Here is a 12,683-nt window from a genome sequence, read left to right as displayed (position 1 = left end):
TCCGGCAAGGCCACGACAATGCCCGGGCCATGAAAACCATCCGCGACCTGAACGCACCGCCGCATGTCGAAGGCCGCATCGAAGCCATCGTCGTGCGCGGCCACCCGCGTGCCCCGGCACGCCGCGTCGAGGCGACGCAGGCGCTGGCCGGCATCGGCCTCGCCGACGACCGGCTCGGCCAGCGCGGCGAGGCCGAGCTCTCCACCCGCCAGGTCACGCTCATCCAGCTGGAGCACCTGCCGGTGATCGCGCGGCTGGCCCGCGTCGCCGAGGTCGACCCGGTGACGCTGCGCCGCAACCTCGTCGTCTCGGGCATCAACCTGCTGGCGCTCAAGAACGCCAAGCTGCAGGTGGGCGACGCGGTGCTGCAGATCGTCGGCCCGTGCGCGCCGTGCTCGCGCATGGAAGAAGAGGTCGGCCCCGGCGCCTATGCCGCGATGCGCGGGCACGGCGGCATGACGGCGCGCATCCTCACCGGCGGGGCAATTCGCCTTGGCGATGTGGTGCGCGCCTTGCCACCCGCTTAAGCCGCCTTCGCCATCTTCTCGCCCGGCACCGCGTAGGCCAGCGGCGCCAGCGCGGCCTGGATGCGGCCCATCTGCGGCTCGTTCACCAGCGTGCCCAGCACCTTCTGGAAGTGCGGGTGCAGCGCGCCCGAGACGATGTACTGCCAGCGGTAGGCCTTGAGCACGGTGGCGCCCACGCGTTCGGCAAGCGGGCCCGACTCGGCAAGCTTCAACGTGCGCAGGAAGTAGCGCGTGTCGGCCTGGGCCTGGGCCTGCAGGATGCCGTCGACCCCGCCGACGAGTTCGATCAGCTCGCCCACCGCGGTGTCGCGCTCGGCATCGCTGCCGAGCTTGGCGTCTTCACGCAGCCACTCCAGCTCGTCGAGGATGGCGTGCTGCGATTCCTCCTTCCAATGGAAGAGGAAGATGTCCTTGAAGAGTTCGGACAGGCCTTCGGCCGGGTCGATGCTCTGGCGGTAGTGCGCCTGCGAGAAGAGCTCGATGTGGCAGGTGAGGGCGAGCACGGCCCAGGTGCCCTTGCCGAGCACGAAGCTCGCCACGTCGTTCGGCGACACCGCGAACTCGTAGCCTTCGGGCATGCCGTCGGCCACCAGGCCCTCGACGCGGCGAAAGAGCGCCTGGTGCTTCAGCTCCTCGTCGCTGAAGCGCACCAGCGCTTCGAGCGCCGTCTGGTCACCCAGCCAGTGCTCGCGGCTCAGCTCGAGGATCTTGGCGCAGATGAAACGCTCGACCAGGCCGAACATGTTGGCGTAGGTGCGGCCCTGCACCTGGCCGAGGAAGCGCTGCTGTTCCGCGCTGAGCACGTCGGCCAGCTCGTCGATCATCGACAGGCCATCGGGCAGGAACTTCTGCGACAGGTCGAAGCGGCGGCCGCGGATGATGTCGCGTTCGATCTCCCAGCGCACCTTCTTCGAGGCTTCGATGGTCTTGGCGTAGCGCGGGTCGGTGGTGGATGTGTGGGTTTGCATAAGACCTCCTGAATCGGTGGATGCGTCACATGACGTGCCGACGATGATTCGCGCAGGGGCCTCGGCGGGCATGAGGCGATCGTCCCGTTTGAGGGCCCGGCGGCGGGACTGCGGACGCGAGGCGTGGGGCATCTGTCCCACGACCCCCCAAGGGCTAGGGGTGTCGCAGCGCGTGCACGATGGCTTCGGCGCGGCTCTTCACGCCGAGCTTGTCGAAGATCACCGAGAGCTGGTTGCGTACCGTCTTCTCGGTCTTGCCAAGCTGGGTGGCGATGGCCTGGTTGGAGAGGCCATGCGCCAGCAGCTCCAGCACGGCGGCTTCGGCGGGGGTGAGGCTGGCGGCGCTCGAGGGCGCAGGCTCGGTGTCTTCGGCGAGGAAGCCCTGCAGCTCGTCGAGAAACTGCGGCCATGCGGGTTCGCCTTCGAGCAGCACGTGGTTGTCGGACTCCAGCGCCACGAAGCGGGCACCGGGGATCAGTGCTGCCAGCCGGCGGCCTTCGTCGAAGGGCACGCGTGCATCGCCACGCGCGTGCATCACGAGCGTGGGCACGTCGAGCGACGCCGCGAGGCGCACCACGTCCACGTCGTGGAAGACCTCCAGCGTGCGCGCGGCCCCTTCGGGGCTCGCCGTGCGGCGCTGCAGCTCGGTCCACCAACGCAGCTGCTCGGGCGTGCCGCCGGGGATGAACTGGTTGGTGAACACCTGGCGGAAGGCGTCGTTGTCGCTGCCCCAGCCGACCCGCATCATGTTGACCATGGTTTCGGCTTCGAGGCGCGCCTGCTCCGCGCCTTCGCGCCGGAGCACACCCTGCGCATAGGCACCCACCAGCACCAGCCGCGACACCCGCTCGGGGTGGCGATGCGCGTAGCTGATCGCCACCGCACCGCCCTGCGACATGCCGATCAGCGGGAAGCGTTCGAGCCCGAGGTGGTCGACCACCGCTTCGAGGTCGCTGACCCACACGTCGAGCGACAGGCCGGCGAAGGAGCGGTCCGACAGGCCGCAGCCGCGCTGGTCATAGCGGTGGTAGGTGTGATGGCGAGAGAGCGCCGTGAGCCACGGCCGCCACACGGGGCTGGCGAGGTCATGTTCGACATGGCTGAGCCAGTGCGAGGCCCGCACCAGTGGCGGCCCCGAGCCGACGGAGGCCACGGCGATGCGCGTGCCGTCGGGGGCCGTGCAAAAGCGGACATCCTGCTTGAGGGCGGGCATGCGCCGATTGTGCGGCGACCTTCAGCCTCGGCTCAACACCACGTGCAAGGCCTTCTCGGCGGCCACCTGTTCGGTGCAGCGAAAGCCCAGTTTCAGGAGGTCGAGGCCGGCGAAGAAGGCCTCGCCGCGGCCGAGCAGCACGGGCGAGATGGCGAGGTGCATCTCGTCGATCAGCCCCGCTTCGAGGTACTGGCGCACGGTGGAGACACCGCCGCCGATGCGCACGTCCTTGCCCTGTGCGGCCTCGCGTGCGCGATCGAGCGCTTCGTGGATGCCACCGGTCACGAAGTGGAAGGTGGTGCCGCCCTCCATCGCCAGTGGCCCCCGCGCATGGTGCGTGAGCACGAAGGTCGGCACGTGGTACGGCGGGTTGTCGCCCCACCAGCCCTTCCAGGTGTCGTCGGGCCAGGGTCCGCGCACCGGGCCGAACATGTTGCGCCCGAGCACCCAGGCGCCCACGTTCTCGAAGCTGCGGGTGGCGAAACGGTCGTTGAGGTCTTCGACGACCTCGCCCTGGCCCGTCATCTGGGTGAAGACGCGGGTGCGGTGGAACCACTGGTGCAGCGCCTCGCCGCCCTCGCCGAGCGGGTGCTCGAGGCTCTGGTTCGGGCCGGCGCCGTAGCCGTCGAGGGACAAGGTGAACGCGGCAACTCTGACCTTGGACATGCGCAAATCTCCGTGGAATGAAAGGGTGGACCCTTGCACGACGAATGGACCCGGCGCGCATCGACAGCGGGAACGGCGATTTTGCGGCCGACTCCCTGCCGGCCGCAGGGTCATCCTTGCGCGGGCCGCGCCGGGGGTTGATGGTGGGTGCCGCAGCCCCACATCCGAGGTTTGCAGGAGCTGTACCCATGCATACCGTTCGACCCGCCGCCGTGGCCGGAACCTTCTACCCCGGCGATGCCGCGAGCCTGCGCTCAGCGCTGGCCGCGCACCTCGCGGCGGCCGGCACGGCGCCGGGTGCCGCGCGCGCGCCCAAGCTGATCGTCGTGCCGCATGCCGGTTATGTGTATTCGGGCGACGTGGCGGCACTCGCCTATGCCGAGCTGGCGCGCTGGCACGGGCGGATCACGCGCGTGGTGCTGCTCGGCCCAGTGCACCGCGTGCCGGTGCGCGGGCTGGCGGCGCCGACGGTCGCCAGTTTCGACACCCCGCTCGGCGAGGTGGCGCTCGACCGCGAGGCCATCGCCGCGCTGCGCGAGCTGCCACAGGTGGTGCTGGCCGACCGGCCGCATGCGATGGAGCATTCGCTCGAGGTGCAGCTGCCCTTCCTGCAGCAGGTGCTGGGTGAGGGCTTCCGCCTCGTGCCGCTGGCGGTCGGCGACGCGAGCCCTTCCGAGGTGGCGCAGGTGCTGGAGCGCCTGTGGGGCGGCGACGAGACGCTCATCGTCGTCAGCTCCGACCTCTCGCATTACCTGCCGTATGCGCAAGCGCAGGCGCGTGACGGGGCGACGGTGGAGCGCATCCTGCACTTCGCGACCGACCTCGAAGGCGATGAGGCCTGCGGCGCCGCGCCGCTCAATGGCGCGCTGCAGCTTGCGCGGGCCAAGGGCTTGGTGCCGCGCCTGCTGGGCGTGCGCAACTCGGGCGACGCGAAGGCAGGCCTGGCCGGTCGCGACCGGGTGGTCGGCTATGGCGCGGTGGCGTTCGACCAGCCGGCGTCGCAGGCACACACCGACCCGCACGCGCATGCCGACGCGTTGGGCCCCACCCTGATCGCACACGCGCGCAGCGCCATCGCCGAGGCCCTCGGTGTCGAGCCGCCGCAGGGGCGTTTGCCCGACCTGGCGGCGCTCGCTCAACCGGGCGCGACCTTCGTGACGCTGCACGACGACGACGGCGAGTTGCGCGGCTGCATCGGCCGCCTGGAAGCGGCGCGGCCCCTTCTCGACGACGTGCGGGCCAACGCGGTCGCTGCCGCCTTCCACGACCCGCGCTTTCCCCCTCTTCGCGTCGACGAATGGCTGAGCGTGCGGGTGGAGGTGTCGTTGCTCGACCGTCCCGAGACGCTCGAGGTGCAGACCGAGGCCGAGGCGCTTGCTGCCCTCGAGCCCGGCGAACACGGCGTCATCTTCGAATGGCGAGGCCACCGCGCCACCTACCTGCCGCAGGTGTGGGAACAGCTGCCCGATGCGCGCAGCTTCCTCGCCTCGCTCAAGCGCAAGGCGGGCCTGGCGGCCGACTTCTGGGCGCCCGAGGTGAGGCTCTCGCGCTACCGCGTGCGCAAGTTCGAGGAGGCGCGATGAACGACCCGAGCAACGTGCCCGGCCGCTGGTGGCATGCGCTCGCCGACGGGCGCATCCAGTGCGACCTCTGCCCGCGCGACTGCAAGCTGCACGAAGGCCAGCGCGGCCTGTGCTTCGTGCGCCAGCGCGAGGGCGACGAGATGCGGCTCACCACGTATGGCCGCAGCTCGGGCTTCTGCATCGACCCGATCGAGAAGAAGCCGCTCAACCACTTCTACCCTGGCTCGGCCGTGCTCTCGTTCGGCACCGCCGGCTGCAACCTCGCCTGCAAGTTCTGCCAGAACTGGGACATCTCCAAGAGCCGCGAGATGGACCGCCTGATGGACACGGCCTCGCCCGAGCGCATCGCCGCGGCCGCGAAAGACAGCGGCGCGCTGAGCGTCGCCTTCACCTACAACGACCCGGTGATCTTTGCCGAGTACGCGATGGACACGGCCGACGCCTGCCACGCGCAGGGCGTGAAGACGGTCGCCGTGACGGCGGGCTACATGCACGCCGAGCCGCGCCGCGAGTTCTACGCGAAGATGGACGCGGCCAACGTCGACCTCAAGGCCTTTACCGAAAGCTTCTACCAGCAGCAGACCGGCTCGCACCTCGCGCCGGTGCTCGACACGCTGCAGTACCTCCACCACGAGACCGATTGCTGGCTCGAGATCACCACGCTCTTGATCCCCGGCCTCAACGACAGCGTGCAAGAGATCGAGCAGATGACGCGCTGGATCGCCGATCACCTGGGCCCTGACGTGCCGCTGCACTTCACCGCCTTCCACCCCGACTACAAGATGGGTGACATCGGCCCCACGCCCAAGGCGACGCTGACCCGCTCACGGGAGATTGCGCTCGCCAACGGCCTGCACCACGTCTACACCGGCAACGTGCACGACACCGCAGGCGGCACCACGCACTGCCCGGGCTGCCACGCCGCGCTGATCGAGCGCGACTGGCACGCCATCACGCGCTACGAGCTCACGGCCGATGGCGCCTGCCCGCACTGCGCCACGCCGATCGCCGGGCGCTTTGCCGGCGGCCTCGGGAAGGGATTCGGGCGCCGGCGCATCCCGGTGCGCATGGCCCTCAGCTGAGGGTCATGCGCACGACCTTCGACCTGCGGCTCGTCGACCCGAGTGCCGTCGAGCCGGGGCTGGTGGCCGACCTGCGCGACCACCGGCGTGCGCTCCTCTTCGACCTGGGCGAGATCGAGCGCCTCGCGCCGCGCGTGCTGCTGCGCGTGTCGCGTGCCTTCGTGAGCCATGCGCACATGGACCACTTCGCCGGCTTCGACCACCTGCTCGCGCTCGGCCTCGGCCGCATGCCGCGGCTGGTGCTGTGGGGCGGGCCGGGTTTCGTCGACCGCGTGCACCACAAGCTGCAGGCCTACACCTGGAACGTGGTGCACCGCTACGAGGTGCCGATGGTGATCGAGGCGCATGCGCTGCACGAAGACGGCAGCCACCGCCATGCGCGCTTCGACAGCCGGCAGAGTTTCGCGCGCGAGGACCTGCCGGCCACGTCGCACGGCGATCCGGCACTGCTGGTCGACGAGCCGCTCTTCAGCGTGCGCGCGGCGATCGTCGACCACGAGATGCCGGTGCTGGCCTTCGCGCTCGACGAGAAGGCGCAGGTGCGCGTGGCAGCCGACCGCATCGCCGCAATGGGGCTCACGACCGGCCCGTGGCTGCGCGAGCTCAAGCAGGCGGTGCTGGGCGGAGCACCGGATGACACACCGATCGACCTGCTGTGGCGCGACCGCGCGGGCGAACACCGTGCACAGCGCAGCGTGGGCGAGCTGCGTTCGGTCGTGCTCGACACCGTGCCCGGCCGCCGCATCGGTTACGTGACCGACCTGCGGGGCAGCGAGGCCAACCTCGAGCGCCTGGGCCGCATCCTGCGCCCCTGCGACGTGTTGCACATCGAGGCGGTCTTTCTCGACGCCGACCGTGAGCACGCGGCGCGCAAGAACCACCTCACCGCGCGCCAGGCCGGCGAGTTTGCGCGATGGCTCGGGGCGAGGCAGGTGGTGCCGTTTCACTTCTCGCCGCGCTACCGCGGGCGCGAAGCGGCGGTGCGGGCGGAGGTGGAGGCGGCGTCGCGAGCGACCGCCTGATCACCCCGGCAACGACGGCGCGGGCCAGCCAGGCGCTGCCCGCGTGCGGCGCGCCGACCCGGCTTGCCACGCCGCGAGCCACTCGTGCACGCCGTGCGTCGCACCCGCTTGCAGGCCCCGCACGACGCAGCCTGCGCCCGCCCCGGCGGCCGCCGCATCGGCCAGCTGCTCCGGCGCGAGCATGCCTCCGATCGCCACCACCGGGGCCGGTGACATGGCGGCCCACCAGGCGAGGTTGCGCAAGCCCTGCGGACGCCACGGCATGGCCTTGGTGAGCGTGGGCCACACCGGGCCGCAGGCGATGTAGTCGGGTTGCCAGGCGGCCGCACGGGCCAGCTCCCACAGGCTGTGCGAGCTGACGCCCAGGCGCAGGCCGGCGCGGCGCGCCCGCATCAGCGAATCGCGTTCTTCGGCCCCGAGCGCGAGCAGGTCTTCCTGGCCCAGGTGCACGAAGTCGACGCCGAGCGCGGCGGCCTCTTGCCAGTGGTCGTTGACGATCAAGGTGGCGCCATGCGCGAGCGTTGCCGCACGCGAGCGGGTGATCTGGTCGAGCAGGCGGGCTTGCCAGGCTGCTGCCGGCTCGTCGTCTGCGCGCTTCAGGCGCAGCTGCACGGTGCGCACGCCTTGTTTCACCAGCGAGGCGAGGTGCGCCGCGTGGTCGGTGATCGCGTAGAGGCCCTCCACCGGTGGTGTGCTGCCTGGCGCGAACGTCGGCAACTCGCCGTCGTCGAGCGTGGGCAACAGGCTGCGGTCGGTGATGAAGCCGTGGCGCGGGCGCACCGGGCCGGCGCCGCGGCCGGGGTTCGATGCATCGGCGCGCAGGCCCGAGGTGGTGAGCATCTTCGCGATCACCGCGGCGTCGGCGGGCACGAAGCCGCGCGCGATGGCGGCGGCCAGCGCGGTGGCGAAGGTGCAGCCGGTGCCGTGCGTATTCGGTGCAGCGCGGCGTGGCAGGGCGAGCCAGCCGGTGGCGTGCACGCTGTGCCAGTGGTCGCGCGCGATGGGCTCGTCCGCATCGCCACCTGTGATGCACGCAGCTTCGGTGCCGAGCGCGCGCAGCGCACGCGCTTGGTCAGGCACGTCGTGGTCGTGGCGCAGCAGCAGCCTCGCGGCTTCGCGCCGGTTCGGCGTGACGACGGTCGCCCGCGGCAGCAGCTCCTGGCGGTAGGCCTCGACGAGCGCCACGTTGGCAAAGCTCTCGCCGGTGCTCGCGCGCAGCACCGGGTCGACGACGAGCGCGAGCGGCCCGCGCTGGCGCAGCCGGTCGACCCATTGCGCGACCACGCGCACGTTGGCCACGCTGCCGAGCAGGCCGGTCTTGATGGCGCGGGGCGGCAGGTCGTGGGCCAGCGCTTCGAGCTGCGCATGCAGCTGCTCGGGTGGCACCGGGTGCACGCTCTCGACGGCCACGCTGCTCTGCGCCGTGAGTAGGGCGACGATGGGGCACAGGTGCACCTCGGCGGCGTCGGCCGCGCGCTGGTCGGCGCTCAGGCCTGCGCCGCCGCCGCTGTCCTGCCCCGAGATGCTCCAGACGATGGGCGTTGACATGCGGGGGTCAGTCGATCAGGAAGGGGCGGCCAGTGACCGGCGTCGTCGCGACCGCCATCGCTTGTGTGGCCATCGCACCGGCCTCGCGCGCCAGGCGGCCGGCCTGCACCGCGTGCGCGAAGGCCGCGGCCATTCGCACCGGGTCGCCCGATTGCGAGACGGCCGAGTTGAGCAGCACGCCGTCGAGCCCGAGTTCGAGCGCGAGCACGGCGTGCGACGGCGTGCCGAGGCCGGCGTCGACGATCAGCGGCACTTCGGGCAGGCGCTCGCGCAGCGTGCGCAGCGCCTGTGGGTTGAGCAGGCCCTGGCCCGAGCCGATGGGCGCGCCCCACGGCATGAGCACGCGGCAGCCCGCATCGAGCAGGCGGCGGCAGCTCACGAGGTCGTCGGTGCAGTAGGGGAAGACGCAGAAGCCTTCCTTCGCCAGCGTCTCGGCGGCGAGCAGCAGCTCCCACGGGTCGGGCTGCAGCGTGTGCTCGTCGCCCACCACTTCGAGCTTGATCCACGGCGTGTCGTACAACTCGCGCGCCATGCGGGCGAGGTGGATCGCTTCGTGCGCGGTGCGGCAGCCGGCGGTGTTGGGCAGCAAATGGCCGCCACGCTCGCGCAGGGCCGCGAGGATCTCGGCGACGAAGCCGTTGTCACCACCGCCCGCGAGTGCGCGGCGCAGGCCGACGGTGACGACCTGCGTGCCTGAGACCTCGATGCACCGGCGCAGCACCGAAGGCGACGGGTAGCCGGCCGAGCCGAGGAAGAAGCGGCTGGTGAGCGGGGTGTCGTAGACCGACCAGGGCGTGGTGTTCATGGCCTCAACCTCCGACGATGGCAGTGAAGACGGTCACCTGGTCGCCCGGTTGCAGCAGCGTGTGCGCGCGTAGCGCCTGCGGCACGAACTCGCCGTTGAGCGCGGTGGCGACCTTGCCAGTCTCCGCGGCCAGCGGTTCGGTCTTCAGCAGCGCGAGCAGGTTCAGGCCGGGTCGCCAGGGCTTGGCTTCGCCGTTGAGGTACACGAGATCAGGCATGGGCGGGCTCCGGCAGCACTTGGCACAGCGCGTCCTCGACCAGCGCGGGCGCGAGCAGCCAGCCGTGGCGGTAGAGGCCGGTGATGCGCAGGAGGCCGGGCGAGGCCTCGATGCGTGGCTGGTGGTCGGGCCAGGCGGGGCGCAGGTTGGTGTCGAGGTGCACGATGCGCGCTTCGGCGAGGCCGGGCAGCACGCTGTGCGCGGCGGCCATCAGCTCCACCGCGCTGCGCAGGCTCACGGGCGAGCGGTCTTCGCTCTCGATCTCGCTCGCCCCCACCACGATGTGCTGGCCGGCGCGCGGCACGATGTACACGCGGTGGCGGGGGTGCAGCAGGCGCACCGGGTGGCGCAGGTGCACGCCGGGCGCGTGCAGCCACACGAGTTCGCCGCGCACGCCGCGCAGGCCGGGCACATCGGCGCGTGCGCCGAGGCCGCGGGTGTCGATGGCGAGGTCGCAGTCGATGCGTTCGTCGTCGTCCAGTCGCAAGCACCCCGCGTGCACTTGCGCCACACGCTGGCCCCAGTGCCATTGCACGCCGGTCGCCTGAGCGGCCAGCGCGTCGAGCAGCAGGCGCGGTTCGAGTTGGCCTTCGCCAGGCAGCCACCAAGCGCTCAGGCCCGGCAGCAGCTCGGGCTCCATGACACGCAGCTCGCTGGCCGGCACGATCTCGGGTGCAGGCCACGCGCTGGGGTCGGCCTCGCACGCGCTGCGCAGCTTGACCATCACACGCAGTGCCGAGCCCATGTCGGCGTTGTGCGCGACGAGCAGGCTGCCCTGCACGCGCAGCAGCGTCTGAGGGGCGTGCGGCGCGAGGGACGAGGCGACGTCGCGCCACATCACGATCGAGCGCCAGCCGAGCGCGGCGAGCTCCGGTTCGGCGTGGTCGAGTTCGGCCAGCGGGCTGAGCAAGCCGGCGGCGGTGTAGCCCGCCGCCACTGGCTGCGACAGCGTCGCACCGAGGGCCGGCGCATTCGGGCCCGTGGCCGGGTCGACCACCTGCACGGTGTGGCCCATGCGCGCGAGCCGCCAGGCGAGCAGGCGGCCGAGCACGCCCGCGCCGGCGATGGCAATGCGCATGTGGCTCATACCGGGTGCACCGGGATGTAGATCTCGCCGCCCTTCGCCTTGAACTCTGCCGACTTCTCGGCGAGGCCCTGTGTGAGCGCAGCACCTTCATCGAGGCCACGTGCCGCGGCGTAGTCACGCACGTCCTGCGTGATCTTCATCGAGCAGAACTTCGGCCCGCACATGGAGCAGAAGTGCGCGTGCTTCGACGAGTCCTTGGGCAGCGTCTCGTCGTGGTACTCGCGCGCCGTGTCGGGGTCGAGGCCGAGGGCGAACTGGTCGTTCCAGCGGAACTCGAAGCGCGCCTTGCTCATCGCGTCGTCGCGTGCACGCGCGCCCGGGTGGCCCTTGGCCACGTCGGCCGCGTGGGCCGCGATCTTGTACGCCATCAAACCCTGCTTCACATCGTCGCGGTCGGGCAGGCCGAGGTGCTCCTTCGGCGTCACGTAGCAGAGCATCGAGGTGCCCATCCAGCCGATCATCGCGGCGCCGATGGCGCTGGCGATGTGGTCGTAGCCGGGGGCGATGTCGATGGTGAGCGGGCCCAGCGTGTAGAAGGGCGCTTCGTGGCAGTGTTTCAACTGCTCGTCCATGTTGGCCTGGATGAGGTGCATCGGCACATGGCCCGGGCCTTCGATCATGGTCTGCACGTCGTGCTGCCAGGCGATCTGCGTCAGCTCGCCGAGCGTGCGCAGCTCGGCGAACTGTGCTTCGTCGTTCGCATCGGCCCCACTGCCGGGGCGCAGGCCGTCGCCGAGCGAGAAGCTCACGTCGTAGGCCTTCATGATTTCGCAGATCTCGTCGAAGTGCGTGTAGAGGAAGTTCTCCTGGTGGTGCGTGATGCACCACTTGGCGAGGATGGAGCCGCCGCGCGAGACGATGCCGGTGCGGCGCTTCGTCGTGAGGTGGATGAAGGGCAGGCGCAGGCCGGCGTGGATGGTGAAGTAGTCGACGCCCTGCTCGGCCTGCTCGATCAGTGTGTCGCGGAAGATGGCCCACGAGAGTTCTTCGGCCACGCCGCCCACCTTCTCCAGCGCCTGGTACAGCGGCACGGTGCCGATGGGCACGGGCGAGTTGCGCAGGATCCAGTCGCGCGTGGTGTGGATGTTCTTGCCGGTCGACAAGTCCATCACCGTGTCGGCGCCCCAGCGGGTCGACCACACGAGTTTTTCCACTTCCTCTTCGATGCTCGAGGTGACCGCCGAGTTGCCGATGTTGGCGTTGACCTTCACCTTGAAGTGGCGGCCGAGGATGGTCGGCTCCAGCTCCGGGTGGTTGATGTTGGCCGGGATGATGGCGCGGCCGCGTGCCACCTCGTCGCGCACGAACTCGGGCGTGATCTCGTGCGGCATGGTCGTGCCGAGCGGGTCGCCCGCAAGGCGCTGCTCGCGGGCGTGGTCGCCCAGGTACTCGCGCGTCCACTCGCGGCGGTCGTTCTCGCGGATCGCGACGAACTCCATCTCGGGCGTGACGATGCCGCGGCGCGCGTAGTGCATCTGCGTGACGTTGGCGCCGCTCTTCGCGCGCCGCGGCGTGCGTTGCAGTGCGGCGGCTTCGGCGTGCAGGCGGGCGAGCTGCGGGTCGGCGTGCTCGTGGCGCTGGCCGTCGTCGCGGGCCGAATACGAGCGGCCGTCGTAGGGCTCGGTGTCGCCACGGGACTCGACCCATGCGGTGCGCAGCGCGGGCAGGCCCTGGCGCACGTCGAACGGCACCTGCGGGTCGGTGCAGGGGCCGGAGGTGTCGTGCACGATCACCCGCTCGCCGTTGCTGAGTGCGATCTCGCGCATGGGCACGCGCACGCCGGTGAGCGGGCCTTCGAGATAGACCTTGCGTGAATCGGGGAAAGGCTGGCGCGCCAGCGCCAGTCGTTCATGAAGGTCGAAAGTGGGTGAGGTCATCGCGGTCTCTCCGGTGGCAGCAGCAACTAGAACGTCGTGCTCCGGAGGGTCCGCGGGCGGCCTGGGGCGATGGGGTGAAGCCACTTGG

Annotated in this window: 12 protein-coding genes; 4 read left to right on the top strand and 8 right to left on the bottom strand. The window is 70.9% G+C overall.

Features of this window, described 5'->3' with window-relative positions; genetic code table 11:
• Positions 1 to 29 precede the first annotated feature (29 nt).
• Positions 30 to 527, top strand: a complete 498-nt coding sequence (locus RXV79_RS21770) for an MOSC domain-containing protein (protein WP_316700185.1) — start codon at positions 30 to 32, stop codon at positions 525 to 527.
• Here the strand turns inward: RXV79_RS21770 and RXV79_RS21765 are convergent.
• The 3 genes from RXV79_RS21765 to RXV79_RS21755 all read right to left on the bottom strand — a co-directional run bounded on the left by RXV79_RS21765 (position 524) and on the right by RXV79_RS21755 (position 3,374).
• Positions 524 to 1,495 (bottom strand): hypothetical protein, encoded by a 972-nt coding sequence (locus tag RXV79_RS21765; protein ID WP_316700184.1) that lies wholly within the window; start codon positions 1,493 to 1,495, stop codon positions 524 to 526. The two genes, RXV79_RS21770 and RXV79_RS21765, sit on opposite strands and share 4 nt — an antisense overlap.
• A 154-nt stretch (positions 1,496 to 1,649) precedes the next feature.
• Complete coding sequence (locus RXV79_RS21760) at positions 1,650 to 2,708, bottom strand: alpha/beta fold hydrolase (protein ID WP_316700183.1); 1,059 nt, start codon at positions 2,706 to 2,708, stop codon at positions 1,650 to 1,652.
• Between the two features lie 21 nt (positions 2,709 to 2,729).
• Positions 2,730 to 3,374, bottom strand: a complete 645-nt coding sequence (locus RXV79_RS21755) for a dihydrofolate reductase family protein (protein ID WP_316700182.1) — start codon at positions 3,372 to 3,374, stop codon at positions 2,730 to 2,732.
• A gap of 188 nt (positions 3,375 to 3,562) precedes the next feature.
• Here RXV79_RS21755 and amrB point away from each other — a divergent pair, with 188 nt between their 5' ends.
• Genes amrB through RXV79_RS21740 form a run of 3 tightly spaced genes read left to right on the top strand, consistent with a single transcriptional unit; the run spans position 3,563 to position 7,061 of the window.
• A complete protein-coding gene (gene amrB, locus RXV79_RS21750) occupies positions 3,563 to 4,957 on the top strand; it encodes an AmmeMemoRadiSam system protein B (RefSeq protein WP_316700181.1) in 1,395 nt (464 codons plus the stop codon).
• On the top strand, positions 4,954 to 6,039 hold the full coding sequence (amrS, locus tag RXV79_RS21745) for an AmmeMemoRadiSam system radical SAM enzyme (protein ID WP_316700180.1): 1,086 nt from the start codon (positions 4,954 to 4,956) through the stop codon (positions 6,037 to 6,039). Before amrB ends, amrS begins: the two co-directional genes overlap by 4 nt.
• Positions 6,040 to 6,044: 5 nt before the next feature.
• Positions 6,045 to 7,061: a ribonuclease Z gene (locus RXV79_RS21740; protein WP_316700179.1), complete on the top strand. Its 1,017-nt coding sequence runs from the start codon at positions 6,045 to 6,047 to the stop codon at positions 7,059 to 7,061.
• Here RXV79_RS21740 and RXV79_RS21735 read toward each other — a convergent pair whose 3' ends face one another.
• From RXV79_RS21735 to thiC, 5 genes are read right to left on the bottom strand one after another with little or no spacing between them, the layout of a single operon-like run.
• Positions 7,062 to 8,609 carry a PfkB family carbohydrate kinase gene (locus tag RXV79_RS21735; protein ID WP_316700178.1) on the bottom strand — a complete coding sequence of 516 codons (1,548 nt, stop codon included), beginning with the start codon at positions 8,607 to 8,609 and terminating at the stop codon, positions 7,062 to 7,064. It lies immediately after the preceding gene.
• Between the two features lie 7 nt (positions 8,610 to 8,616).
• Entirely contained in the window at positions 8,617 to 9,414 is a 798-nt protein-coding gene (locus RXV79_RS21730; RefSeq protein WP_316700177.1) for a thiazole synthase, read from the bottom strand.
• Between the two features lie 4 nt (positions 9,415 to 9,418).
• On the bottom strand, positions 9,419 to 9,631 hold the full coding sequence (thiS, locus tag RXV79_RS21725) for a sulfur carrier protein ThiS (protein ID WP_316700176.1): 213 nt from the start codon (positions 9,629 to 9,631) through the stop codon (positions 9,419 to 9,421).
• A complete protein-coding gene (locus RXV79_RS21720; RefSeq protein WP_316700175.1) occupies positions 9,624 to 10,709 on the bottom strand; it encodes an FAD-dependent oxidoreductase in 1,086 nt (361 codons plus the stop codon). The genes thiS and RXV79_RS21720 overlap by 8 nt, the downstream gene beginning before the upstream one ends.
• 5 nt (positions 10,710 to 10,714) lie before the next feature.
• Positions 10,715 to 12,595 carry a phosphomethylpyrimidine synthase ThiC gene (gene thiC / locus RXV79_RS21715; protein WP_316700174.1) on the bottom strand — a complete coding sequence of 627 codons (1,881 nt, stop codon included), beginning with the start codon at positions 12,593 to 12,595 and terminating at the stop codon, positions 10,715 to 10,717.
• Positions 12,596 to 12,683: the final 88 nt, after the last annotated feature.

Source organism: Piscinibacter gummiphilus (genome assembly GCF_032681285.1).
Classification (GTDB): Bacteria; Pseudomonadota; Gammaproteobacteria; order Burkholderiales; family Burkholderiaceae_C; genus Rhizobacter; species Rhizobacter gummiphilus_A.
Note: the sequence above shows the minus strand (reverse complement) of the source record. Positions and strands in the feature narration are given on the sequence as shown.

What these genes read in the sequence shown, in the direction of transcription:
- RXV79_RS21760 (WP_316700183.1), bottom strand. Translation starts at nt 2,708, where the DNA reads ATGCCCGCCCTCAAGCAGGATGTCCGCTTTTGCACGGCCCCCGACGGC.
- amrB (WP_316700181.1), top strand. Translation starts at nt 3,563, where the DNA reads ATGCATACCGTTCGACCCGCCGCCGTGGCCGGAACCTTCTACCCCGGC.
- RXV79_RS21720 (WP_316700175.1), bottom strand. Translation starts at nt 10,709, where the DNA reads ATGCGCATTGCCATCGCCGGCGCGGGCGTGCTCGGCCGCCTGCTCGCC.
- thiS (WP_316700176.1), bottom strand. Translation starts at nt 9,631, where the DNA reads ATGCCTGATCTCGTGTACCTCAACGGCGAAGCCAAGCCCTGGCGACCC.
- RXV79_RS21755 (WP_316700182.1), bottom strand. Translation starts at nt 3,374, where the DNA reads ATGTCCAAGGTCAGAGTTGCCGCGTTCACCTTGTCCCTCGACGGCTAC.
- RXV79_RS21740 (WP_316700179.1), top strand. Translation starts at nt 6,045, where the DNA reads ATGCGCACGACCTTCGACCTGCGGCTCGTCGACCCGAGTGCCGTCGAG.
- thiC (WP_316700174.1), bottom strand. Translation starts at nt 12,595, where the DNA reads ATGACCTCACCCACTTTCGACCTTCATGAACGACTGGCGCTGGCGCGC.
- RXV79_RS21735 (WP_316700178.1), bottom strand. Translation starts at nt 8,609, where the DNA reads ATGTCAACGCCCATCGTCTGGAGCATCTCGGGGCAGGACAGCGGCGGC.
- RXV79_RS21765 (WP_316700184.1), bottom strand. Translation starts at nt 1,495, where the DNA reads ATGCAAACCCACACATCCACCACCGACCCGCGCTACGCCAAGACCATC.
- amrS (WP_316700180.1), top strand. Translation starts at nt 4,954, where the DNA reads ATGAACGACCCGAGCAACGTGCCCGGCCGCTGGTGGCATGCGCTCGCC.
- RXV79_RS21730 (WP_316700177.1), bottom strand. Translation starts at nt 9,414, where the DNA reads ATGAACACCACGCCCTGGTCGGTCTACGACACCCCGCTCACCAGCCGC.
- RXV79_RS21770 (WP_316700185.1), top strand. Translation starts at nt 30, where the DNA reads ATGAAAACCATCCGCGACCTGAACGCACCGCCGCATGTCGAAGGCCGC.